This window comes from Streptomyces sp. NPDC001348 (genome assembly GCF_053597535.1).
The window spans coordinates 48,470-70,937 of record NZ_JBSFIK010000001.1 but is presented as its reverse complement, the minus strand read 5'-3'; the positions used below and the strand labels follow the sequence as shown (position 1 = coordinate 70,937).

Annotated in this window: 18 protein-coding genes; 9 read left to right on the top strand and 9 right to left on the bottom strand. The window is 72.3% G+C overall.

Going from position 1 to position 22,468, the window contains the following annotated elements; genetic code table 11:
- Nucleotides 1-8: 8 nt before the first annotated feature.
- The 6 genes from ACWC21_RS00360 to ACWC21_RS00335 all read left to right on the top strand — a co-directional run bounded on the left by ACWC21_RS00360 (nt 9) and on the right by ACWC21_RS00335 (nt 9,437).
- Nucleotides 9-1,013: a glutamate ABC transporter substrate-binding protein gene (locus ACWC21_RS00360; RefSeq protein WP_450876508.1), complete on the top strand. Its 1,005-nt coding sequence runs from the start codon at nt 9-11 to the stop codon at nt 1,011-1,013.
- A 73-nt stretch (nt 1,014-1,086) separates the two neighbouring features.
- Nucleotides 1,087-2,418, top strand: coding sequence for a hypothetical protein (locus ACWC21_RS00355; RefSeq protein WP_450876506.1), 1,332 nt, complete (start codon nt 1,087-1,089; stop codon nt 2,416-2,418).
- Nucleotides 2,415-4,952 carry a tetratricopeptide repeat protein gene (locus ACWC21_RS00350; RefSeq protein WP_450876504.1) on the top strand — a complete coding sequence of 846 codons (2,538 nt, stop codon included), beginning with the start codon at nt 2,415-2,417 and terminating at the stop codon, nt 4,950-4,952. Before ACWC21_RS00355 ends, ACWC21_RS00350 begins: the two co-directional genes overlap by 4 nt.
- Nucleotides 4,953-4,955: 3 nt before the next feature.
- Entirely contained in the window at nt 4,956-6,314 is a 1,359-nt protein-coding gene (locus ACWC21_RS00345) for a PP2C family serine/threonine-protein phosphatase (protein ID WP_450876502.1), read from the top strand.
- Between the two features lie 99 nt (nt 6,315-6,413).
- Nucleotides 6,414-7,796 (top strand): vWA domain-containing protein, encoded by a 1,383-nt coding sequence (locus ACWC21_RS00340; protein ID WP_450876500.1) that lies wholly within the window; start codon nt 6,414-6,416, stop codon nt 7,794-7,796.
- A gap of 69 nt (nt 7,797-7,865) precedes the next feature.
- Complete coding sequence (locus tag ACWC21_RS00335; RefSeq protein WP_450876498.1) at nt 7,866-9,437, top strand: FHA domain-containing protein; 1,572 nt, start codon at nt 7,866-7,868, stop codon at nt 9,435-9,437.
- 15 nt (nt 9,438-9,452) lie between these two features.
- On the opposite strand, the gene ACWC21_RS00330 is transcribed toward ACWC21_RS00335, so the two are convergent.
- Nucleotides 9,453-10,460, bottom strand: coding sequence for a methyltransferase domain-containing protein (locus tag ACWC21_RS00330; protein ID WP_450876496.1), 1,008 nt, complete (start codon nt 10,458-10,460; stop codon nt 9,453-9,455).
- A gap of 85 nt (nt 10,461-10,545) precedes the next feature.
- On the opposite strand from ACWC21_RS00330, the gene ACWC21_RS00325 reads away from it, so the two are divergent.
- Nucleotides 10,546-10,950: a globin gene (locus ACWC21_RS00325; RefSeq protein ID WP_450876494.1), complete on the top strand. Its 405-nt coding sequence runs from the start codon at nt 10,546-10,548 to the stop codon at nt 10,948-10,950.
- 11 nt (nt 10,951-10,961) lie between these two features.
- On the opposite strand, the gene ACWC21_RS00320 is transcribed toward ACWC21_RS00325, so the two are convergent.
- From ACWC21_RS00320 to ettA, 3 genes are read right to left on the bottom strand one after another with little or no spacing between them, the layout of a single operon-like run.
- On the bottom strand, nt 10,962-11,636 hold the full coding sequence (locus ACWC21_RS00320) for a hypothetical protein (protein ID WP_450876492.1): 675 nt from the start codon (nt 11,634-11,636) through the stop codon (nt 10,962-10,964).
- On the bottom strand, nt 11,633-12,043 hold the full coding sequence (locus ACWC21_RS00315) for an acyl-CoA thioesterase (protein ID WP_450876490.1): 411 nt from the start codon (nt 12,041-12,043) through the stop codon (nt 11,633-11,635). The genes ACWC21_RS00320 and ACWC21_RS00315 overlap by 4 nt, the downstream gene beginning before the upstream one ends.
- A gap of 6 nt (nt 12,044-12,049) precedes the next feature.
- On the bottom strand, nt 12,050-13,714 hold the full coding sequence (ettA, locus tag ACWC21_RS00310) for an energy-dependent translational throttle protein EttA (RefSeq protein WP_450876488.1): 1,665 nt from the start codon (nt 13,712-13,714) through the stop codon (nt 12,050-12,052).
- A gap of 242 nt (nt 13,715-13,956) precedes the next feature.
- Here ettA and ACWC21_RS00305 point away from each other — a divergent pair, with 242 nt between their 5' ends.
- A complete protein-coding gene (locus ACWC21_RS00305) occupies nt 13,957-14,469 on the top strand; it encodes an HAD domain-containing protein (RefSeq protein ID WP_450876486.1) in 513 nt (170 codons plus the stop codon).
- A 194-nt stretch (nt 14,470-14,663) separates the two neighbouring features.
- Entirely contained in the window at nt 14,664-15,149 is a 486-nt protein-coding gene (locus ACWC21_RS00300; RefSeq protein WP_450876484.1) for a hypothetical protein, read from the top strand.
- 141 nt (nt 15,150-15,290) lie between these two features.
- Here the strand turns inward: ACWC21_RS00300 and ACWC21_RS00295 are convergent, their stop codons facing one another.
- From ACWC21_RS00295 to ACWC21_RS00275, 5 genes are all read right to left on the bottom strand, one after another.
- Complete coding sequence (locus tag ACWC21_RS00295) at nt 15,291-16,196, bottom strand: serine hydrolase (RefSeq protein WP_450876482.1); 906 nt, start codon at nt 16,194-16,196, stop codon at nt 15,291-15,293.
- Nucleotides 16,197-16,265: 69 nt separating this feature from the next.
- Nucleotides 16,266-17,729, bottom strand: a complete 1,464-nt coding sequence (locus ACWC21_RS00290) for a Cys-Gln thioester bond-forming surface protein (RefSeq protein ID WP_450877003.1) — start codon at nt 17,727-17,729, stop codon at nt 16,266-16,268.
- A gap of 181 nt (nt 17,730-17,910) precedes the next feature.
- Nucleotides 17,911-18,390 carry a single-stranded DNA-binding protein gene (locus ACWC21_RS00285; RefSeq protein ID WP_450876480.1) on the bottom strand — a complete coding sequence of 160 codons (480 nt, stop codon included), beginning with the start codon at nt 18,388-18,390 and terminating at the stop codon, nt 17,911-17,913.
- Between the two features lie 185 nt (nt 18,391-18,575).
- The gene (locus tag ACWC21_RS00280; protein ID WP_450876478.1) at nt 18,576-20,855 is read right to left on the bottom strand and encodes a GTPase; all 2,280 of its coding nucleotides are present in this window, start codon (nt 20,853-20,855) and stop codon (nt 18,576-18,578) included.
- 3 nt (nt 20,856-20,858) lie between these two features.
- Nucleotides 20,859-22,466: a dynamin family protein gene (locus ACWC21_RS00275; protein WP_450876476.1), complete on the bottom strand. Its 1,608-nt coding sequence runs from the start codon at nt 22,464-22,466 to the stop codon at nt 20,859-20,861.
- Between the last annotated feature and the right edge of the window lie 2 nt (nt 22,467-22,468).

The window sequence follows — 22,468 nt, the reverse complement described above, 5'->3', positions numbered from 1 at the left end:
ACGCGAACATGAACGCACGAGGAGTGCGGGCCGCCCTGCGCGGATGGGGCGGTGTGGGGGCGATGGCGGTCCTGTGCGCGCTGGCGCTGGCCTTCGTGCTGCTGTTGCCGCTGAGCCAGCCGCACGGCGCCGGTCGGGGCGTCGGCGGGCAGGGCGTCGCCACCGGCCGGCAGGCGCGGGCGGAGACCTGCCCGGATCCGGAGAAGCAGACGCTGTCCCCGTCGGGCGCGGACGGCCGGACGATCGACGCGATCAAGGCCCGTAAGGGCGACGACCGCAAGATCATCGTGGGTGTCGACCAGAACAGCTACCGCTGGGGCTACCGCAACCCCAACACCAAGGGCGCGGAGCTGGAGGGCTTCGACATCGACCTCGTCCACCGGATCGCCCAGGACATCCTCGGTGACCCGGACGCGGTCCAGTTCAAAGCCATACCCACCAGCCAGCGCACCGAAGCCGTCAGGACCGGCCGGGTCGACATGGTCGTCCGCACCATGACCATCACCTGTGACCGGCTCAAGGACGTCGCCTTCTCCGCCCCGTACTTCAAGACCGGTCAGCAGGTCCTCGCGCCGAAGTCGTCGGCCATCACCGGGTACGACGGCTCCCTGGCGCACCAACGGGTGTGCGCGGCCGCGGGTTCGACCGCCTACACCCGGCTGGAGGACGACAAGAAGGCCGGCAAGCTGGTCGCCGTCCCCAACCAGCTCGACTGCCTGGTACGGCTGCAGCTCGGCGAGGTCGACGCCGTCGTCACCGACGCCGCGCTCGCGGCCAGCCAGGCCGCCCAGGACCCGACGGTCGAACTGAAGGGCGCCCCCTTCACCACCGACTACTACGGCGTGGCCATGAAGAGGGACGCGATCGATCTGATACGCCGGGTCAACCAGATCCTGGTGGAGTACCGGTCGAGCGGCTGGCAGACGTCGTACGACAAGTGGCTGTCGGCCACACTGGGGGCGGACTCCGGCCCCTCGAAGCCACCTGCCCCGGAGTATCTGCGGAAGAGCTGACCGGGGCGTCGCGCAGGCGATCTTCGGGCATGAACTCCAGCAGACTTCGGGCGACGAGAGCGAGAGGTGATCGATGGGCGTCACGGACCCCGCCGGGCCGGTGATGGACCGGGACGAGGTGGACCGTGCGCTGGCGCGGCTCGGCGCGGAGCACGAGGCGATCGAGACCTCGCTGTTCGCCCTGCAGGACCACGCGGGCCGCAGACTCCTCGAAGGCGCCGAGCTCACCGGCGTGACGAAGGAGCGCTGGGAGGCCACGGAGGCGTCGATCACCCTGCTGTGGTCGTACTTCGACGCCTACACCGCCGCGTTGCGCACCGCCCGGGAGATCCGCGCCCGGCGCCGCTGGTCCAGCCGCGAGGACCTGGTGGAGCTGACCGAGTTGCTGCGCGGCGAGTCCGTCACGGTCCCGGGCGGCACGGCGGCGACGGCGAACGCGCCGACCCTGCTGTCCGGCACGGGCCGGCTCAGCGAACGGTTCTCCCTGACCGCGCTGGTGGACCGGATGAACGAGCTGTACGCGCGCTCGCTGGACACGGTCGTCGCCGCCGACGCGGTCTGGTCGGCGCTGCCCGCCCGGATCGATTTACTGGCCGCGGAGCTCCAGCGCACCCGCAAGCTGGCGCACTCGGTGGGCGTGCGCCCCGGCGAGCATCCGTCGGGCGACGACCTGGAGGGCATCACCCGCACCCTGACCGGGCTGCGCGAGCAGGTGGTGTGTGATCCGCTCGCCTTCTGGGTTCCGGCCGAGGGCAGTTCGGCGCCGGGCGGCGGCCGGCCGGACACCACGGTGTACGACCGTGAGGCCCGTGCCCTGGAGGACGTGCGCCGGGAGATCGACGCCGTACTGACGGTCCGCCAGGACGCCGAGCAGCGGCTGGTGAAGCTGAGGGACGTGCTCTCCCGTGCGGACCGCACACTCGCCGAGGCCCGCACCGCGCGCGTCGAGGTGCTGGCGAAGATCGCCGCGACGGAGGTGCCGGTGGTCAGCGGGCCGCCGACCGCGCTGCAGGAGCAGCTGGCGGCGGCCGCCGAGTACCGCAGACAGGCCCGGTGGCACCGGCTGTCCCCGCTCCTGGAGTCCCTGGAGCAGCAGGCGGAGGACGAACTGCTGCGCGCCCGCGAGTCGTTGACCGCGGTCACCGCACCGCTGGCGGTCCGCGCCGAGCTGCGCGGCCGCCTGGACGCGTACAAGGCGAAGGTCGCCCGGCACGGGCTCGCCGAGGACCCGTTCCTCGTCGAACGCTACGACGCGGCGCGCCGCATGCTGTGGAGCGCGCCCTGCGACCTGCGGGTCGCCGAACAGGCCGTCCTGCGCTACCAGCAGGCGGCGGCGGAACTGATCGGATCGCCGCGTGTGCCGGAGCAGGGCGGCCCCGAGGACCGTAGGGGGGAACAGGGATGAGTCAGGCGGAGCAGACGTGCCAGCGGCCGGACTGCGAGGGCAGTTACGAGGACGTGGGCGGCGGCGAGCTGTACTGCGACACCTGCGGTCTCGCCCCGGTCGTCAGCGCGAGCGGCATGGTGGGCTCACCGCCCACCGGGATCACCGGCGGCGGCAAGGACTCCCCCGGCAGCTCCAGCGCGCCCTCCAGCAGCCGTACGTCGTCGCACTCGGCGCCCTCGTCCAGGTCGCGCCGTTCGGTGTCCGGGCGGCTGTCCCGCTCCGTTTCGGGCACGTCGACGGGCCGCTCGGTGTCGGTGCGCAGCTCCGGCTCCTCCGCCGGGTCGTCGGCGCGCAGCAGGCTGGGCGCCGGGCTGGTCGCCGTCCCGGGGGTGCCACGGCCCGACCCGCGCGCGATGGTGCTGGAGAACCCGGAGGTGCCCGAGCGCAAGCGGTTCTGCTCGCGTTCGGACTGCGGAGCCCCGGTCGGCCGGGCGCGCGGTGAGCACCCCGGGCGCACCGAGGGTTTCTGCACCAAGTGCGGTCACCCGTACTCCTTCGTGCCCAAGCTGAAGGCCGGGGACGTCGTGCACGGCCAGTACGAGGTCGTGGGCTGCCTGGCGCACGGCGGGCTGGGCTGGATCTACCTGGCGGTGGACCGTGCGGTCTCCGACCGGTGGGTGGTCCTCAAGGGTCTGCTGGACACCGGTGACCAGGACGCGATGGCCGCCGCGATCTCCGAGCGGCGTTTCCTCGCGGAGATCGAGCACGCCAACATCGTGCGGATCTACAACTTCGTGGAGCACCTCGACCAGCGCACCGGCTCCCTCGACGGTTACATCGTCATGGAGTACGTCGGCGGCAAGTCCCTGAAGGAGATCGCCAACGCCCGCCGCACCCCGGACGGCAGACGCGACCCGCTGCCGGTGGAGCAGGCGTGCGCCTACGGCATCGAGGCCCTGGAGGCGCTCGGCCATCTGCACAGCCGCAACCTGCTGTACTGCGACTTCAAGGTCGACAACGCCATCCAGACCGAGGACCAGCTCAAGCTGATCGACATGGGCGCGGTGCGCCGCATGGACGACGACGAGTCGGCGATCTACGGCACCGTGGGCTACCAGGCGCCGGAGGTCGCCGAGGTCGGCCCGTCGGTGGCCTCCGACCTGTACACGGTGGGCCGCACCCTCGCCGTCCTCACCTTCGACTTCCAGGGCTACACGAACGTGTTCGTGGACTCCCTGCCCGACCCGGACAACATCGAGGTCTTCCGCCGGTACGAGTCGTTCTACCGGCTGCTGGTCCGCGCCACCGACCCCGACCCGGCCCGCCGGTTCGCCTCGGCGCAGGAGATGGCCGAGCAGCTCACGGGCGTCCTCAGGGAGGTCGTGTCCCTGCAGACGGGGCGGCCCCGGCCCGCGCTGTCGACGCTGTTCGGGCCCGAGGTGAAGGTCACGGACACGGAGCTGTTCCCCGGCCTGGACGGGGACGTGTCACGGCTGGGGACGAGAGCGGCCCGTGCGAGGGCCGGCGCCACGCCCGCCGCCCTGCCCGGCTCCCCCGCCCTGCCGCCCGGTTCCCCCGCGCACACGGCCTCCCCCGGCGGCGGCCCCGGCCTGGTCAGGCCCGTCGACACCCGTGTCGCCGCGCTCGCCCTGCCCGTTCCGCTGGTCGACCCGGCCGACCCCAACGCCGGTTTCCTGGCGGGCCTGATGACCTCCGCGCCGGGTGAGCTGATCGGCGCGCTCGCCGCGGCGCCGCAGCAGACGGTGGAGACCCGGCTGATGCAGATCCGCGCCCGGCTGGAGCACGGGGAGGCCGAGAGCGCGCTGATGTCCCTGGCGAAGCTGGAGGGGGAACGGCCCGACGACTGGCGGGTGGTGTGGTACCGGGGCGTGGCCGCACTGGTGACCGGCGACTTCGAGGGCGCCGCGCTCTCCTTCGACGCGATCTACGACGCCTTCCCCGGGGAGAGCGCGCCGAAGCTGGCGCTGGGCCTGTGCGCGGAGGTGCTCGGCCAGCTCGACAACGCCGCCGAGTACTACCGCCTGGTGTGGTCCACCGATCCGAGCCATGTCAGCGCCGCGTTCGGCCTGGCCCGCGTACAGTTCGCGGCCGGGGACCGGCGGGGTGCGGTACGGACGCTGGAGTCGGTGCCGGAGTCCTCCATCCACTACACGGCCGCGCGCGTGGCCGCCGTACGGGCGCGGCTCAGGCAGCGTACGGCGACCGCCGCCGACGCCCCTTTCCTGGACGACCTGACCGCCGCCGCGGCCCAGGTCGAGGCCCTGCAGGCGTACGGTCTGGACCCCTCTCGGCGCGAGCGGTTGTCGGCGGAAGTCCTCGGCAGCGCGCTCGACTGGATACTCTCCGGGGGTCAGGGCGCCCAGCCCGCCACGGGTGGCCGGGTGCTGCTCGGCAGCGGTCTGGACGAGCGGGGCCTCCGCTTCGGTCTGGAACGCGCCTACCGCACGCTGGCCCGGCTGGCGCCCGGCGGTGAGGAGAGGATCGACCTGGTGGAACGGGCCAACCGTTACCGCCCCCGGACGTGGGTGTAGTTGATGTCGCAGATGCCCCAGCAGGCCGCACTGTCGCAGTGCCCGAACTGCGCGGAGCCGCTCGAGTCGGACGACCGTTTCTGCGGTGTGTGCGGGTACGACCTGTCGGCGGTGCCCGCGCCGCCGCAGGACCACCCGACACTCACCATGAACGGCTCGGGCGCCTCCGGGCGGGAACCCGGCGGAGGCACCGCCTGGCCCGGTGTACCGGCCCCGGACGCCTCCGGCGCCCCGGCGGAGCTGCACCTGCCGCAGGATCTCCCGGGCACCGACTCCGGCGGCTCCCCGCTGCAACCGGGCACGCCCCCGCCCCCGGCCGCCCCCGCGCCGGCCCCGGCCGCCCCGGCCGCCGGTGTCCGCTTCGACCGGCCTCCGCAGCCCGACGACTACCCGCTGCAGGCCCCCGACCCGCGGGTGGCCGCGGATGCCGCGAGCGCGGCCGAGGAGGCCAAGGTGTGTGTGGCGTGCCGGGCGGGCCGGGTGGACAGCGACGGCTACTGCGAGAACTGCGGGCATGCCCAGCCCCGCGAACGCGACCATCTGGAGCAGGAGTCGGGCCCGGTCGCCGCCGTCAGCGACCGCGGTCTGCGCCACCACCGCAACGAGGACGCCTTCGCCGTCGGCCACACCGCGCTGCCCGACGGCTCGCCCGTGGCCCTGGCGATCGTCTGCGACGGGGTCTCGTCGGCGACCCGCCCCGACGACGCCTCGCTGGCCGCGTCCCGGGCGGCGGGCGAGTCACTGCTGGCCGCCCTGCCGCACGGCACCCACCCGCAACAGGCCATGCACGACGCGATCGTGGCCGCCTCCCAAGCGGTCAACGCCCTCGCGGACCAGCCCGCCGAGGCCCACGAGCAGGCCGTGCACCAGAACGCCCCGGCCTGCACGATCGTGGGCGCGGTGGTCGCCTCCGGGCTGCTGGTCGTCGGCTGGGTCGGCGACAGCCGCGTCTACTGGGTGCCGCTGGACCGCGCCGCGCCCCCGGCCCGGCTCACCGAGGACGACTCCTGGGCCGCGCAGATGGTGGCCGCGGGCCTGATGAACGAGGCGGAGGCCTACGCCGACGAACGCGCCCACGCCATCACCGGCTGGCTCGGCGCGGACGCCTACGAACTGGAGCCGCACACCGCCTCCTTCAAGCCGGACCGGCCGGGTGTGGTGGTCGTGTGCACGGACGGCCTGTGGAACTACGCGGAGACCGCCGGGGAGATGGCCGAGGCGATCCCCGTCGACGCCGCCGCCCGCCCGCTGCACGCCGCCCGGGTCCTGGTGGGTCACGCCCTGGACGGCGGGGGCCACGACAACGTAACAGTGGCCGTGCTGCCGTTCCCGGCGCCGCAGCAGGGGGCAGGATCGGCCTGAGGGGCCGCACACGGGGAGGCCCCGGCGGACCGGAGGGGACCGGTCCGCGTACTGTCATCGCCCACGGCGACGTGGGTTCGGAGGGGGATCAGAGCAGTCATGGCCAATTTCTCGAAGTCGAACGTGCCGCAGTTCTCGGTGGACGTGTACCAGAACGAGTACCTGCCGGAGGGCGGCCGTGAGGTCAACGCGATCGTCACGGTGACCGCGACCGGCGGAGGGACCATCGGGAGCGCCGTAGCGGCACCGCACCTGTACGGCCCCGGCCAGGGCCCGTCCGCCGCCGTGGCGATCATGGTCGACTCTTCGGGGTCGATGGACTACCCGCCGACCAAGATGCGCAACGCCCGCGACGCGACGGCGGCCGCGATCGACACCCTGCGCGACGGTGTGCACTTCGCGGTGATCGGCGGCACCCACGTGGCCAAGGAGGTCTACCCGGGCGGTGGCCGGGTCGCCGTGGCCGACGCCACCACCCGGGAGCAGGCCAAGCAGGCGCTGCGCCGGCTCAGCGCGGGCGGGGGCACAGCGATCGGCACCTGGCTGCGGCTCGCCGACCGCCTGCTGTCCTCGGCGGACGTCGCCATCCGGCACGGCATCCTGCTCACCGACGGCCGCAACGAGCACGAGTCGCCGGAGGAACTGCGGGCCGCCCTCGACGAGTGCGCCGGACGCTTCACCTGTGACGCGCGGGGCGTGGGCACCGACTGGGAAGTGAAAGAAGTCACAGGGATCGCCTCCGCGCTGCTCGGCACCGCCGACATCGTCGCCGACCCGTCCGGGCTCGCCGCCGACTTCACCCGGATGATGGAGACGGCGATGGGCAAGGAGGTCGCGGACGTCGCTCTCAGACTGTGGACGCCGGTCGGCACCACCATCAAGTTCGTCAAGCAAGTCGCGCCGAGGGTCGAGGAGTTGACCGACCGCCGTACCGAGGCGGGACCGCGGGCCGGGGACTACCCCACCGGCTCCTGGGGGGACGAGTCGCGTGACTACCACGTGTGCGTCGAGGTCCCCGCGGCCGGCATCGGCCAGGAGATGCTGGCCGCCCGGGTCTCGCTGGTTGTCCCGCAATCCGGGGGCACCTCCCGCTCGAGCGCAGCCGAGAGTGGGGGAGGAAGCGTGCGGAACCTGGGCGCCCAGGGCCTCGTACGCGCGGTCTGGACGGACGACATGACCGCCTCCACCTCGATCAATCCGCAGGTCGCGCACTACACCGGCCAGGCCGAACTGGCACAAGCCATCCAAAGAGGTCTCGACCTGCGCAAAGCGGGCGATTTCGACGGCGCAACGGCCAAACTGGGGCGGGCCGTTCAGCTCGCCAGTGCCTCCGGAAACGCGGATACTGCGAAACTGCTTGCGAAGGTGGTGGACGTGGTCGATGCCGCGACAGGTACTGTGCGACTGAAGACGAAGGTCGCGGAGGCCGACGAGATGACTCTCGAGACCCGGTCCACAAAGACTGTTCGTGTAAAGAAGTGACATAGGACTCTCCGGGGGACACCCCGGAACGACTCAGCAGGACCCTGCGAGAGAGGGGGAAGCGCCGACATGCCGACCTGCCCGAACGGACACCAGTCGGGTTCCGACGACTGGTGCGAGGTCTGCGGTCACCGCATGGCCGGTGCCGTACCTCCACCCCCGCCGCCGCCCCCGGGTGGCGGGTACGGGTTCCCGCCACCCCCCGGCCAGGGCGGCCGGCCCGGCGGGCGCCATCCGTCCTCCGCGCCGAACCCGGAACCGGAGCTCTGCCCGCAGTGCCGTACGCCCCGGGAGGGCGGTGCGCCGTTCTGCGAGGAGTGCCGCTGGAACTTCCTGACCAACACGGCCACCTCCTACACCCCGGCCGCTCCGCGCTCGCCCGCACCCGGCCAGGGCGCCCCCCGCTTCCAGCCGCCCGGCCCGTCGTACGGCGGCGGTGACCCGTACGAGTACGAGGGCTCGCGCCCGTCCCAGATGAACCGTCCCGCCGAGCCGATCCCGCCGAGCCCCTTCGGCAGTGAGCCGTCCGGCCCGACGCACTTCGGCGGCGAACGCTCCCAGCGCGGTCCCGGCCAGGGTCCCGGTCAGCAGGGCCCCGGTCAGCAGGGCTTCGGTCAGCAGGGCTTCGGCGGCGAACGCGGGCCCGGCGGGCCCGGTCGCCCCGGCCAGGGCGGGCCTGGTCAGGGCGGGCCTGGTCAGGGCGGGCCTGGTCAGGGCGGGCCTGGTCAGGGTCCCTCCGGCTTCGGCGGCGGTCCCCACCAGGGCGGCTTCGGTGGCGGTCCCGGCCAGGGCGGGCCTGGTCAGGGCCCCTCCGGCTTCGGTGGCGGCCAGGGCCCGGGTGGTCCCCAGCCGTTCGGCCGCGAGCCGTCCGGGCCGGCCGGTCGCCCCGGTCCGCCCAACCCGCCCGGTCCGCCCGGACCCGGTGGCTACGGCGGCGATCCGTCGCGACCGGTTCCCCCGCCGCCTCCGGGTCCCGGTGCCACGGCCGGTGGTCCGCCGTCCGCGTTCCAGCAGGCCGGTCCGCCGGCCCCGCCGGCCTTCCCGCAGGAGACCCGCCGCCCGCCGTCGGGCGGTCCGTCCTTCGGCGGCGGTGACGACGACTGGGTGATCTCCCCGCCGTCCGCCACGGACCCGTCCGGCCCCGGCGGCGGCTACGGCTACCCGCAGCCCGGTGCCGCCCAGACCCAGCCCGGCCCGGGCGGCGGCTACGGCTACCCGCAGGCGCCGCAGGGGCCGGCCACCTGGACGGCGACCATCGGCCCGGACCGCGAGTACTTCATGGCGATGATGCAGCGCTCCGGCCCGGAGGCCACGGGCCTGAACCTGCCCGCGTACTCGCCCGAGCAGCAGCGCACGCTCACCGGGAACCAGGTCACCATCGGCCGCCGCCGGCACTCCACCGGCGACACCCCCGACATCGACCTGTCGGTACCGCCGGAGGACCCGGGCGTCTCGCACCAGCACGCGGTGCTGGTCCAGCAGCCGGACGGCAGCTGGGCGGTCGTCGACCAGAACTCGACCAACGGCACCACGGTCAACGGCGGGGAGGAACCGATCCAGCCCTTCGTGCCGGTACCGCTGCAGGACGGCGACCGGGTGCACGTGGGCGCCTGGACGACGATCACCGTCCGGCGCGGATAACCGCGTACCGCGGAGTCACGGGAGGGGCCAGGTGTACGGCCCCTCCGGGTCGTCCAGCCACGCCCACTGGCGGTCGCCGTCCACCGTGACGCCGTACCGCTCGCGCGGCGGCATGCCCTCGCGCTCCCACAGCGCGTACGCCTCCCGGGGGCCGAGGGCGCCCCGGGCCAGCGCGAGCAGGAAACCGAACAGGTCCTGCCGGCGGGCCACGGCGGGCAGCCCCTCGAAGGACGCCGGACCCGGCTCGGGCCGGTGCCCGCCGCGCAGCGGCACGAAGTAGGCGGGCGTCGCCAGGAAGCGGCCCTCGGCGTGCCCGGTGTCCGCCACGGTCAGCGCGAGCAGGCCGGTGGCGAGCGGGGTCAGGACGCGTGCGCCCGGACGGCACTGGGCGAGCCAGGCGCGCGGCACTGACGGCAGGGCGCAGGTGGCGATGATCCGGTCGAAGGGGGCGCGTTCAGGGACACCGCGCGACCCGTCGCCGGTGACCACGGCCGGGTGGTGACCGGCGGCGGCCAGGTGCTGCCGGGCCGACTCGGTGATCTCCGGTTCCAGGTCGACGGTGGTGACCAGGTCGTCGTCGCCGAGCCGGTGGGCGAGCAGGGCCGCGTTGTAGCCGGTGCCCGCGCCGATCTCCAGCACCCGGTCGCCGTCGGCCACCCGCAGCTCGACGAGCATCCTGGCCATCAGCGAGGGCTGGCTGCTGGACGAGAGTAGTTCCCCGTCGCGCAGCCTGGTGGCCAGCGGAGCGTCGGCGTAGGCCCCGCCCAGCCAGCGTTCCCGGGCCTCGGGGTCCGGGCTCTCGCCCCACCTGCGTTCGTAGCCGCCGATGACGCCGACGTAGTAGTACGGCACGAACAGGTGCCGCGGCACCGCCGCGAACGCCTCCCGCCACACCGGGTCGGTGTCCCAGACCCCGCTCGCGTCGATCTCCCGCACCAGCGCTTCCCGCGCGGAGAGCGCGAGCGCGGCGAGTCCCTCGTCGCCGAGAGCGTGGGAGCCGGTGCGGCCGGTGTCGGAATCCATGCGTCCACTGTGCGGCGCGGGGCGGGCCGGGGCGAGTGGTCCTAGGACCTCGGTCCTCGGTCGGCGGGTCTGAGACCATGGGGGCGTGAAAGAGATTCGGCGCGGCACGCTTCAGGAGAAGACCTTCTACGAGCAGGTCGGCGGGGAGGAGACGTTCCGCCGGCTGGTCCACCGTTTCTACGAGGGGGTGGCACAGGACCCGCTCCTGAGGCCGATGTACCCGGAGGAGGACCTCGGCCCGGCCGAGGAGCGGCTGACGCTGTTCCTCGTCCAGTACTGGGGCGGCCCGACGACGTACAGCGACAACCGCGGCCATCCCCGGCTGCGGATGCGTCACGCCCCGTTCACGGTCGACCGGGCGGCGCACGACGCCTGGCTGCGGCACATGCGGGCGGCCGTCGACGAGCTGGGGCTGTCCGCGGAGCACGAGGAGCAGCTGTGGAACTACCTGACGTACGCCGCCGCCTCGATGATCAACACTGCTGAGTGAGCTGAGCCGGGTCAGCGCACGCTGACGCCCAGGGTCCCGAGTCCCGCCGTGCGTACGGCGACGGACCCGTACGGCGTGCGCAGCCTGAGCCACGCGCCGGAGGAATACAGTCCCAGGCCGCCCTCGCCGCCGGGTCGCAGGAACCCCAGCGACTGGGCCGCGTGCACGGCCCGCACCGGAAGGCCGGTGTCCGCGACCGTCCGGGACCAGATGTCCCGTCCGATCCGGTCGAGTTCGGCACGGGTACGCAGCTCGGGCGCCAACTCCTGCGTACGGGAGCGGAACTCGGCGACAGCGGCGGCGACCATGATGCACAGGGCGTCGGGGGCCGGCAGCCCCGGCTCCGCCCGCCATCCGCCGCGCGGCGGAAGGAGCCCCGCCCACGGTGGCCCGGTCACCGCGCCCGGCACGACGGCCGTGGCCGCCGTCTCGTCCACGGACTCGAGGAACTCGCCCGCGGACACGGTGACGTCCAACGTGACGTCCAGCCCGTCCTCGTACGGTTTCTCGAGCCGCACCGCGCGGATCGCCAGCACCTCGAAGGACGGCGGCCGTCCGAACACAGCGAGCGCGGTGCCCGTGGCCTTGAGGCGCACGACGGCCCCGCGGTCGTAGTGGATCAGCCGGGCGAGGAAGGCGACGAGATCGGCCGCCTCCCTCTCGTCGGCGAGCTGGAGCACCGTCATGCGGCGACGGCCTCCTCCTCGTCGTCCGTGTACCCCTGGAGGAACTCCCGCTCCTCCTCGGTGATCCGGCGCGGCCGCTGCGCCTCGAAGTCGAACGGCACGACCACCGTCGAGGCCCGTACGTAGACCAGGTCGTCGTCCTTCACCTCGTAGCTGATGGTGAAGGACGCGGCCTTGATCTCGGAGACCCACAGCTCGATGTCGACCGGGTGGTGCCGGTGGACGAGCTGCCGCTTGTAGTCGATCTCATGGCGCGCCACCACCGAGCCCTGCTTGAACTCCTTCTCCGGACGGTGCAAGAAGTTGATACGGGCCTCTTCCAGGTAGCGGATGAAGACCGCGTTGTTCACGTGGCCGTACGCGTCCATGTCCGACCAGCGCAGCGGGCAGCGGTAGATGTGGCGCAAGACCGATCAGCCCCGGGTCAGCTTCTTGTAGGTGGCGCGGTGGGGACGGGCGGCGTCCGGGCCGAGTCGCTCGACCTTGTTCTTCTCGTAGGACTCGAAGTTGCCCTCGAACCAGAACCACTTGGACTCGCCCTCGTAGGCGAGGATGTGCGTGGCGACGCGGTCGAGGAACCACCGGTCGTGGGAGACGACCACGGCGCACCCCGGGAACTCGAGCAGGGCGTTCTCCAGGCTGCTGAGGGTCTCGACGTCGAGGTCGTTGGTCGGCTCGTCGAGGAGCAGCAGGTTGCCGCCCTGCTTGAGGGTGAGCGCGAGGTTCAGCCGGTTGCGCTCACCCCCGGAGAGGACACCGGCCGGCTTCTGCTGGTCCGGTCCCTTGAACCCGAAGGCGGAGACGTACGCGCGCGACGGCATCTCGACCTGACCGACGTTGATGTAGTCGAGCTCGTCGGAGACGACGGCCCACAGCGTCTTCTTCGGGTCGATGTTCTCGCGGCTCTGGTCGACGTAGGAGATCTTGACGGTCTCGCCGACCTTGATGCTGCCGGAGTCGGGCTTCTCCAGCCCCTGGATCATCTTGAACAGCGTGGTCTTGCCGGCGCCGTTGGGGCCGATGACCCCGACGATCCCGTTGCGCGGGAGCGTGAAGGAGAGATCCTCGATGAGGACCTTGTCCCCGAAGGCCTTGTTGAGCTTGTCGACCTCGACGACCACGTTGCCGAGCCGCGGCCCCGGCGGGATCTGGATCTCCTCGAAGTCCAGCTTCCGCATCTTGTCGGCCTCGGCGGCCATCTCCTCGTACCGCGCGAGGCGCGCCTTGGACTTGGCCTGCCGTCCCTTGGCGTTGGACCGCACCCACTCCAGCTCGTCCTTGAGCCGCTTCTGCCGCTTGGCGTCCTTCTGGCCCTCGACCTTGAGGCGGGTGGCCTTGGTCTCCAGGTACTTGGAGTAGTTGCCCTCGTAGCCGTGCAGGCGGCCGCGGTCGACCTCGCAGATCCAGCCGGCCACGTTGTCGAGGAAGTACCGGTCGTGGGTGACGGCCACGACGGTGCCCGCGTACTTGGCGAGGTGCTGCTCCAGCCAGTTCACGGACTCGGCGTCGAGGTGGTTGGTGGGCTCGTCGAGGAGCAGCAGGTCGGGCGCCTCGAGGAGCAGCTTGCACAGTGCGACGCGGCGCTTCTCACCACCGGAGAGGTTGGCGACGGGCCAGTCGCCGGGCGGGCAGCCGAGGGCGTCCATGGCCTGCTCGAGCTGGGCGTCGAGGTCCCAGGCCTCCGCGTGGTCGAGCTCCTCCTGGAGCTTGCCCATCTCGTCGAGCAGCGCGTCCGAGTAGTCGGTGGCCATGAGCTCGGCGATCTCGTTGAACCGGTCGAGCTTGCCCTTGATCTCGGCGACACCCTCCTGGACGTTCTCCAGGACGGTCTTCTCCTCGTTCAGCGTGGGCTCCTGCATCAGGATGCCGACGCTGTAACCGGGCGTGATGAAGGCATCGCCGTTCGACGGCTGCTCCAGCCCCGCCATGATCTTCAACACGGTCGACTTACCGGCACCGTTCGGACCGACGACGCCGATCTTCGCCCCCGGCAGGAAGTTCAGGGTGACGTCATCGAGGATCACCTTGTCGCCGTGCGCCTTGCGCGCTTTGCGCATGGTGTAAATGAACTCAGCCAAGAGAAACCGTCCGGCAGCTTGAAATCTGGCAGTGGGCAGATACAGCCCATCTTGCCCGACCGCCACCCCTGGGCGGAAACCCGTATCGTCACGGGGCTCTGACCTGGGGCTTTTCCGCTGGCGGCTGAGGCTCGACTGTCACTGTCGGTCGCCGTTGGTCGGCCTCGGGCACCCTCGCACGGCCCACAGACGGCCCAGGAACGAGAGTGTCACTCCCCGCTTCGCCGGGCTATCGTGGCGCCGTGACGAGCGCAGCGGAGCGTCCCATCCTCTTCCTCGACGTGGACGGTCCCCTTATCCCGTTCGGGTTCTCACCCAGTCGCCTGTCGGCTCCCGCCTACGACTCTCAGGGCACCTCTCCCAACGGAAACCCGTTACTCGGACGGCTCGACCCCGACCTTGGGACGCGCCTCATGGCCCTGGGCTGTCAGCTGGTGTGGGCCTCGACGTGGATGGAAGAGGCGAACGAGGCCGTCGCCCCACGCATCGGACTGCCAAAGCTGCCCGTGGTGGATTGGCCGGACGTCTCCGCCGACGACAGCCCGCGCGGCCTGCACTGGAAGACCCGCCCTCTTGTCGAGTGGGCCAACCGCCGGCCGTTCCTCTGGGCCGACGACGAGATCAGCGCCATGGACCGCCTCTGGGTCGCTGCTCAGCACCCCGGGCCGTCGCTTCTCCATCGCGTCGACCCGACCAAAGGCCTCGTAGACGCCGACTTCTCTGCGCTCGCCGGTTGGCTTCGTACCGCTGCGTGAGCTGAGCCACACGACCAGGCGATTAGAAGATGCGGGCACGCCCTTGCCGCGCGTCCGGTTCGGTTGCCGCCGCCGCTATGACCAACTGTTGACGGCTATTGCCGTCTGTCTTCGCTGCCGTCATTTGCCGCCGCCGGCCACTCGTTGTCGCTTGTCGGCAGCCGACGCTGTGTCGGGAGTGAGAGCATGGTCCAGTGGACACGGCGTCGCAACTGCGCAATCTCATAGGTTCCTTGTCACGGGGAAGCGGCGTCTTCGGCCGGGTCGTCGCTGGGGCCGGCACATCTGTACCGGATCTCGTTCGAGAGGTGGCCGCAAAGGCGGAACGGGCCTGGAGGGACTATGCCGTAGCAGGGGCAGTCGGTCCTGACACGCCGGGAGAGGTCGAGGAGGCGCTCTCGCAGATCGACGGTCAGCGCGCTGTGGAGCTCCTGACCTACCTGGCGGCTGAGGACCTCGTGTTCCCGGGTACGCCACGCCGCGACCGCGCCCATGCACATCGAGCAGCTGAGCGGGTCGTGCGTCTGCTCGGGCAACAGTCTGCTTGGTACACCAATGTCACCGAACTCTCAGCCCAGGCACGCGCGTGGGACCCGGTCACCCTGCACACTTTCGACGGGGTCGTTGCGGGGATCGGCAATGGCTTCGTCGTTGTGTTGTTGCAGGTAGGCGAGGACTGAGTATCCCGCTGGGGAGAAACACCCCATCTTGCCCGACCGCCACCCCTGGGCGGAAACGCGTATGGTTCAGGGCCGCTGACCTGGGGCTCCGCAGCCGACGGCGGCCTGTGCGCCCAGTGTGCCTCTGGCGCCGAGCAGACTTCAGGCACCCGCGTCCCGCAACGCGGTGACGGCCCGCGCAGTGGCGGTGCCGATGGCGCGGCTGATCGCGGCGTCGTCCGAGCCCGGCTGGGACCGAGTGAACACAGCGGCGACGTAGCGGCTGCCGTCAGGACAGGAGATCACGCCGACCTCGTTGCGGATCACGCCGACCAGGCTGCCGCTCTTGGCCGCGACCCGTACTGGCAGCCGGAACCCGCTCGCGATCCGGTGCCGAGTCAGTTGCCTGGTCATCACGGCGCGCACCCGTTCGCACGCGGCTGCCGGGCCTGCCTGGTCCGTCCAGATCAACCGCAGCAGCTCGACCATGTCGCGAGGGGTGGTGCGGGTCCCCTGCGACGGGTCCAGGGCGCGGGAGGCAAGGAGTCTCTCGTCGGCCTGCGCCAGCTCGTCCGCCGACGCCCCGGCCGCCCAGGCCAGCGAGTCCTGCCAACTCGCACAGCCGAGGTCCTGGCCGATGGAGTCGAGCATGGTCTGCAGATCGGACTCGATCACGGTACCGGTGAGCCCGAGCCGAGCCGCTGTCGCGTTGAGCGCGTCGACGCCGACTCGCCGCAGCAGCGCGTCGGCGGTGTGGTTGTCGCTGATGGTCAGCATCAGGACGACCATGTCCCGCCATGAGAGCACGGCATCGTCGTCGAAGAGGGAGATCCCGACCGGACCGGGAGTCCGGTCGGCAGGACTCAGCGTCACCCTCTCGCGCGGGTCCAACCGGCCTTCGGCGAACAAGGTCTCCGCCTCCAGGGCGACCTGCACCTTGATCACCGAGGCCGGGACCACAGGCTCATCGGCGCTCAGGCCGACCTCGGCGCCGCCTTCCAGCGGCTGGACGCACAACGCGCCCTCACAGCCGACCCGTTCGAAGATCTCTCGGATGCCGCCCGTCACGGCATCGAGTCTCCCAGCACCGCTTCGGTCCCCGCAGACCGGTCGCCCAACCCGGCCGGAGAGCCTCGCTCAGCGGGAGCCCGGCGCGTCCTTCCGGCGCAGCAGCACCAGCACCCCGCCGCCGATCACCACCAGGCCGATGGCCGTTCCCGCGATCAGCGGCGTCACGGTGGAGCCGCCGGTCGCCGCGAGGTTCGTGCCGCCCGCCGTGCCGCCGACCGACGCGGGGCCGGGCTCGCTGAGGGTCCGGACGGCGTTGCCCGTCTCGGCGGACCGGGTGCGGCAGTCCAGGACGCCGGTGAAGCGCTGCTGGAAGCCGTTCGGGCCGGTGATCGTGAAGTCGTAGGCCTGGTCCTCCTGGAGGGGGACCGTCACCGTGCGGGAGGCGGCCGCGGGGATGGCGTACGGGGTCTCCATCAGCTCGAAGGCGAACGGCTTGTCCCCGGTGTTGGCACCGGTGATCTCCAGGCTGCCCTTGGCGCAGTTCTCGGCGGCCGACAGTGCCGGTATCGCCCCCTTGCCCGCCCAGCCGGCGCTCGCGGTGGCGGAGACCGTCGACTCGCTGGAGCCGGCCAGTATCTGGGTCTGGCTGCGGCTGTCGGAGGTGAAGGCGCGGCCGACCGGGACGGTGGTCGACGCCTGGACGGTCAGTTCGGCCGACCCTCCCCCACCGATGAACGCGTGCTCGACGCCGCCGGCGGCCTTTTCGGGGACGTCGAAGAACAGACGGCTGCCGTCGGAGGCCGAGGTCACCGGCTTGCCGGTGCCGTCCACGATGCGGACGCCGGTGATCGCCGCGTCCGCCGGCGGTGTCACCGTGACGCTGCGTGCGTTGGTGTGCACGGTCACCGGTCCGAGCAGTCCGCCGGGGCGGCCGGAGACCGCGGGCGGGTCGAGGGTGAGGGAGGCCTCGGGTTCCACCTGCGAGCGGGCGCTCTTCTGCAGATAGTCGGCCAGCTTCTCGGCCTGCGGGTCGACGGCGTCGACGTCGGCGCCGTCGGAGTAGCGCCAGATGGCGACCTGCGTGCCGGCCGCGGCGTCCTGCTCGGTGAGACCGCGGACGCCGGCCCGGTGCGCGAGCGCCGCGAGGTCGTTGACCTGGGGGTAAGAGTTCTGCAGGATCCAGCGGATCCGGCCGGCGTCCTTGTTGGCGCCGAGCGAGGTCCCGCTCCAGGCGGTCTCCTGGTACTTGGCGTCCTTCTGCGTGGGGTTGTGCAGATCGACACAGTACGTCTGCAGCGCGCCGCCGCCCTCGACCGACATCTCGAACAGGCCCGCGGACACCCGCTGGTCTCCACCGCCCTCGTGGATCACGGCCTCGCCGTACGTCTTCAGGCCGCCTATGGTGGCCGTCGCCCCGGCCTGCTGCTGGGGTGTTCCCTCCGCGGCGGCCAGACCGGCCCCGGAGAGCAGCCCGGCGGCCACCAGGCCGGTGACCAGGGCCGCGGCGGCGACACGGGCGGGCCCGCGTCCGCGCGTGGACCGCGCGGACGCCGTGACGAACCCCGAGAGCCCGGAGAACCCAGAGAACACAGAAAGCACCAAATTCCCCTTCGAGCAGGACCCGTCGACGTGGGGGGCACGGTCCCACCAGCAGAATCAGCAGCCCCGAGAGCTACGCCCGGCATCTTATGGATCAAGCGCACCGCGCTCGGCGGTCATTTCGTCGGATCACCGATCCGACTCGGAATCGTTATCGCCGCTGTGGCTGACGTCACGTCACCGCCACTGGGTCCGGCGCTCGTTGAGCGGCCGTGTCGGCTGTGGCCGCGGCTGCGGCGTCTACGGGCGGGGTCTCCCAGCTGGGTTCCGGTCGTCGCGGGGGTGCCGCCTCCTGTTTGGGCGTGCGCAGGAACGCCGAGGTGCCGCGCGCCAAGTCGTGTCCGATCGCCACCGCGTCGATGTCCGCGGAGATCCATTTCTGCCCGTCGCGCGTCTCCTCGCGCACTTTCAACCTGCCGTGGACGACGACGGGATCGCCCAGGTTCAGCGAGGCCGTCGCGTTGCCGGCGAGCTGACGGTTGGCCCACACGGTGAAGTAGTTCGTGCTGCCGTCCGTCCAGGTGTTCCTCTCGCGGTCCCAGTAGCGTGGCGTCGCCGCCAGCCGGAACCGCGCCGACGGCCCCGAGGCCAGATCGCGGTACGCCGGCTTCGTCGCGACGTTGCCCACCACGCACACCATCGTCTCGTTCATCGTGGATGTCCCTCCCTCGCCCGGCGGCTCCCGCCGGACGGATACGCGTACGGGCCCGTCCCGTACGGCTGCGTCCGATGCCAGACTGCCGCCGTCGGGCCGGGCCCGCTGAGCGCTGTGGACCATCGGCCGGCTGTGGAGAACTCCGTCACCCGGACGAGTGGTTCACGTTTCTTCCATCGCGGTCAGAGCACTGTGGTCCCCGTCCTCGTGACCCGCCCGTACTGCTCCCGCACCTCCTGGTATCGCAGCAGCTCCGCGGCCACCGGATCGAGCACCCGGGCCCGGCCGCAGCCCGCGGCCGCCTCCCGCAACCGGCGTTCCGCCTCCAGCCCGTACCGCCGCGCCGGGCCGCGTGCCGCCATCCGGCAGCCCCACTCGACGATCGGCCCGCCGATGATGCCGCACACCATCAGCAGCACCGGCACGCCCAGGTTGGGCGCCATGACGCCGACGATCTGTCCCAGCAGCCACAGCCCGCCCACGATCTGCAGGACGGTCATGGCCGCCTGGACCATCACGGCCACCGGCCACCAGCCCGGCCGCGGTGGGCGCCCGGGCGGCAACCCGGCCCGCGCCGCCAGCTCGTCCAGTGCCTCCGGCAGCCCCTGCGAGCCGCGTACGGCCGCCTCGCGCACCGCCTGCGCCCAGGGCGCGGGCAGCCCCTCCGAGGCCCGGTCGGACACCGTACGCACCGCCTGCTCGACCCGCTGGCGTGCCGTGGCCTCCTCCTCTGCCTGCGGGGCCGCCTGGAGTCGTCCGGTCGTGGGTTCGCGCCGGCCCTGGCACCACCGCCACAGCCGCAGCCAGGGCGTGCCGCAGGCGCGGTTGGCATTGCGCAGCCAGGCGCGTTCGGCGGCCTCCCCGGCGGCGGTGGCACCCACGGCGTCCGCAAGCCGGGCGGCGAACTCCTCACGTGCCTCCTCGCTCAGTCCGACACGCCGCCCGGTGGCGTACACGGGCTGCAGCCGGGCCGCGGCGGCGTCCACGTCGGCCGCGACCCGGCGGGCCGCCGCCCCGCGCTCGGCCACGAACTCCCCGAGCGCCTCGCGCAGATCGCCGACGCCGTCCCCGGTGAGCGCGGACAGCGCGAGCACGACCGCGCCGGGTTCGCCGTACTCCCCGAGGGCGACACCGTCCTCGTCGAGCAGCCGCCGCAGGTCGTCCAGGACCTGGTCGGCGGCCTCGCCGGGTAGCCGGTCGACCTGGTTGAGGACGACGAACATGACCTCCGCGTGGCCCGCCAGGGGCCGCAGATAGCGCTCGTGCAGCACCGCGTCGGCGTACTTCTCGGGGTCGACGACCCAGATGACGGCGTCGACGAGCCGCAGGATGCGGTCCACCTGCTCGCGGTGCTCCACGGCCGCCGAGTCGTGGTCGGGCAGGTCGACCAGGACCAGTCCGCGCAGTTGGCCCTCGTTCTCCGGGCTGTTCACCGGGCGGCGGCGCAGCCGCCCGGGGATGCCCAGCCGGTCGATGAGGGTCGCGGCGCCGTCACTCCAGCTGCACGCGATGGGCGAGGCGGTGGTCGGCCGTCGTACACCGGTCTCCGAGATGGCCACCCCGGCCAGCGCGTTGAACAGTGTGGACTTGCCGCTGCCGGTGGCGCCGGCGATGGCGACGACGGTGTGCTGGCCGGAGAGCTTGCGGCGCGCCACCGCCTCGTCGAGGACCTGGCCCGCCTCCGCGAGCGTCCGGCTGTCGAGGCGGGTGCGGGAGAGGCCGACGAGTTCGCGCAGGGCATCCAGGCGTGAGCGCAGCGCGCCGTCATAGGCCAGGGGGGTCACCGGCTGCGCGGCGGGCTTCCGGGGCTCGAGACCGGAGGCCTGGCCGGGAGGAGCGCCGGCACCGGCCTCGGTCACCCGCCGGGCGATGAGGCCGTCGTCCCAGACGTCCGTGGCATCGGGGGCCGGTTCCGATGCGGAGGGGCCGTCGTCCCGCACGTGTGTCTGCTTCCCGTTTTTCACCCGCTCGGCCTCGCCCTGGCCGGACGGCGCACCGGTGACCTCGGCGGCGGCCGCGTCCGTGACTTCCTTGGCAGCATTGTCGGACGCCTGCTGTTGAGGGGGCGTGGGGGCAGGAGGTGTTGCTGTAGGTGCTTGAGTTGCCGATGGCGCTCGAGTTACTGACGGTGTCGATGGTGCTGAGGGGGCGACCGGAGGCGCAGGGTCCCGGGAGGCCGCTTCACCGGCGGCCCCGGTCTGCCGCTGCTGCTGGTCGATGTTGCTGAGCTGGCTCAACTGACCCAGCTGACCGAGTTGCCCGAGACGGTCGAGACGGTCGACGCGGTCGATCTCCGCGTCTTCGTCGCGGTGCTCGCGCTCGGGGCGGTGGTCGGCGCTGTCACCCGTCTCCCGCACGTCCCGCGTTTCCCGCTCCGAAGGGTGATCGATGTGGTCCATGTGGTCCATGTGACCTGTGGTCTCCATGTGGCCGGTGTGGTCCTGGTCAGTGACGGCGGTCACCGGTCATCTCTCCTTCTGCAGTACGGACAGCGCGGCGATGAGTTCTGCCTGCGGGTCGGGGTGGACCTCGAGCGCGTCGAGCGGGGCGAGGCGACGTTCACGTTCGCCGTGCATGATCCGGTCGACGTAGTCGGCGAGCAGCCGGCCGGCGCGGTCGCGCAGCCGCAGCGCGCCGTGGGCGCCGATCCGCTCGGCGAGTCCTTCACCGGCGGAGCGCGCTCGGCGGCCGCCGAGCAGCGCGGTGGCCACCAGGGCGGCGACGACCTCCGGGTCCGGGGCGACGCTGCGGTCCAGCTCGCGCAGTTCGTCCTCGGCGTACTCCTCCAACTCCCGCCGCCACCGCCGTACCGCGAGACCGATGCGGTGCTCGGTGCTCTCCAGGGACGGATCCCGGTCCGCGAGCTCCGGGGCGCCCGCCGCGGGCTCGCGCCGCCAGGCGTCGTCGGCGCGCTCGTCGGCGGCGGTGACGGCGCACAGCAGCAACGCGGCCAGGCTCTCCGCCAGGGTGTCGAGGAGTTCCCCGGCGGTGCAGTCCAGCGGGAAGGCACGCCAGCGCTTGAGGGCGTCCCCGGCGAGTACGGCCCCGGCCTGCAGCCGTCCCCGGACGCGTGCGTGCTCGCTGTCGTACGCCGCGTCGACGGCGGCAGTGAGCCGCAGCGCGGCCGCGTACTGGGCGGCGACGGCCCCGGCCAGCTCGGGCAGGCGAGACTTGAGCGAGTCGAGGAGGCCGTACACGGTGCGCGCCATGACCTGCTGCCGGTGGCCGCCGTCCTGCGCCTGCTGGACGAGCCAGGCCCGCAGCGCCGCCACGGCGGTGGCCGGCAGCAGACCCCCGCCCCAGGCCGACTCGGGCAGCTCGGGCACGGTGAACCGGGGTACGTCCCCGAGCCCGGCCTTGGCGAGCAGCGCCCCGTACTGCCGGGAGACCTCGGAGACCACCTGGTGGGGCACTCGGTCGAGGACGGTCACCAGGGTGACGTCGTACTCCTTGGCGGTCCGCAGCAGGTGCCAGGGCACCGCGTCGGCGTACCGGGCGGCCGTCGTCACCATCACCCAGATGTCGGCCGCGCAGATGAGTTCGGCGGCCAGGGTCCGGTTGTCGGCGACGAGGGAGTCGATGTCGGGCGCGTCGAGCAGGGCGATTCCGCGCGGAAGGCTGTCGGCGGTCTCGATCCGCAGCACGCGGGCGGGATCGTCGCGGAGGATGGCAAGGTCGTCCCCCGCGTCCTGCTTCGGCGTCCACGCGCGCGTGAGATCCGGCAGCACCCGCATACCGCTGAACCAGTGATGGTCCTCCGGGTTGCAGACCAGCACCGGGGTCCGGGTCGTCGGCCGCAGCACGCCCGCCTCGCTGACCCGACTCCCTACGAGGGAGTTGACCAGCGTCGACTTGCCCGCCCCGGTCGAACCGCCCACCACTGCCAGCAACGGCGCGTCGGGCTCCCGCAAGCGGGGCACCAAGTAGTCGTCGAGCTGCGCGAGTAGTTCGTCCCGGTTGGCACGCGCGCGTGGAGCCCCCGCCAGGGGCAGCGGGAAGCGTGCGGCGGCGACACGGTCGCGCAGGGCGGAGAGTGCGTCGAGTAGCTGAGGCCGTACGTCCAAGGTCACCACAT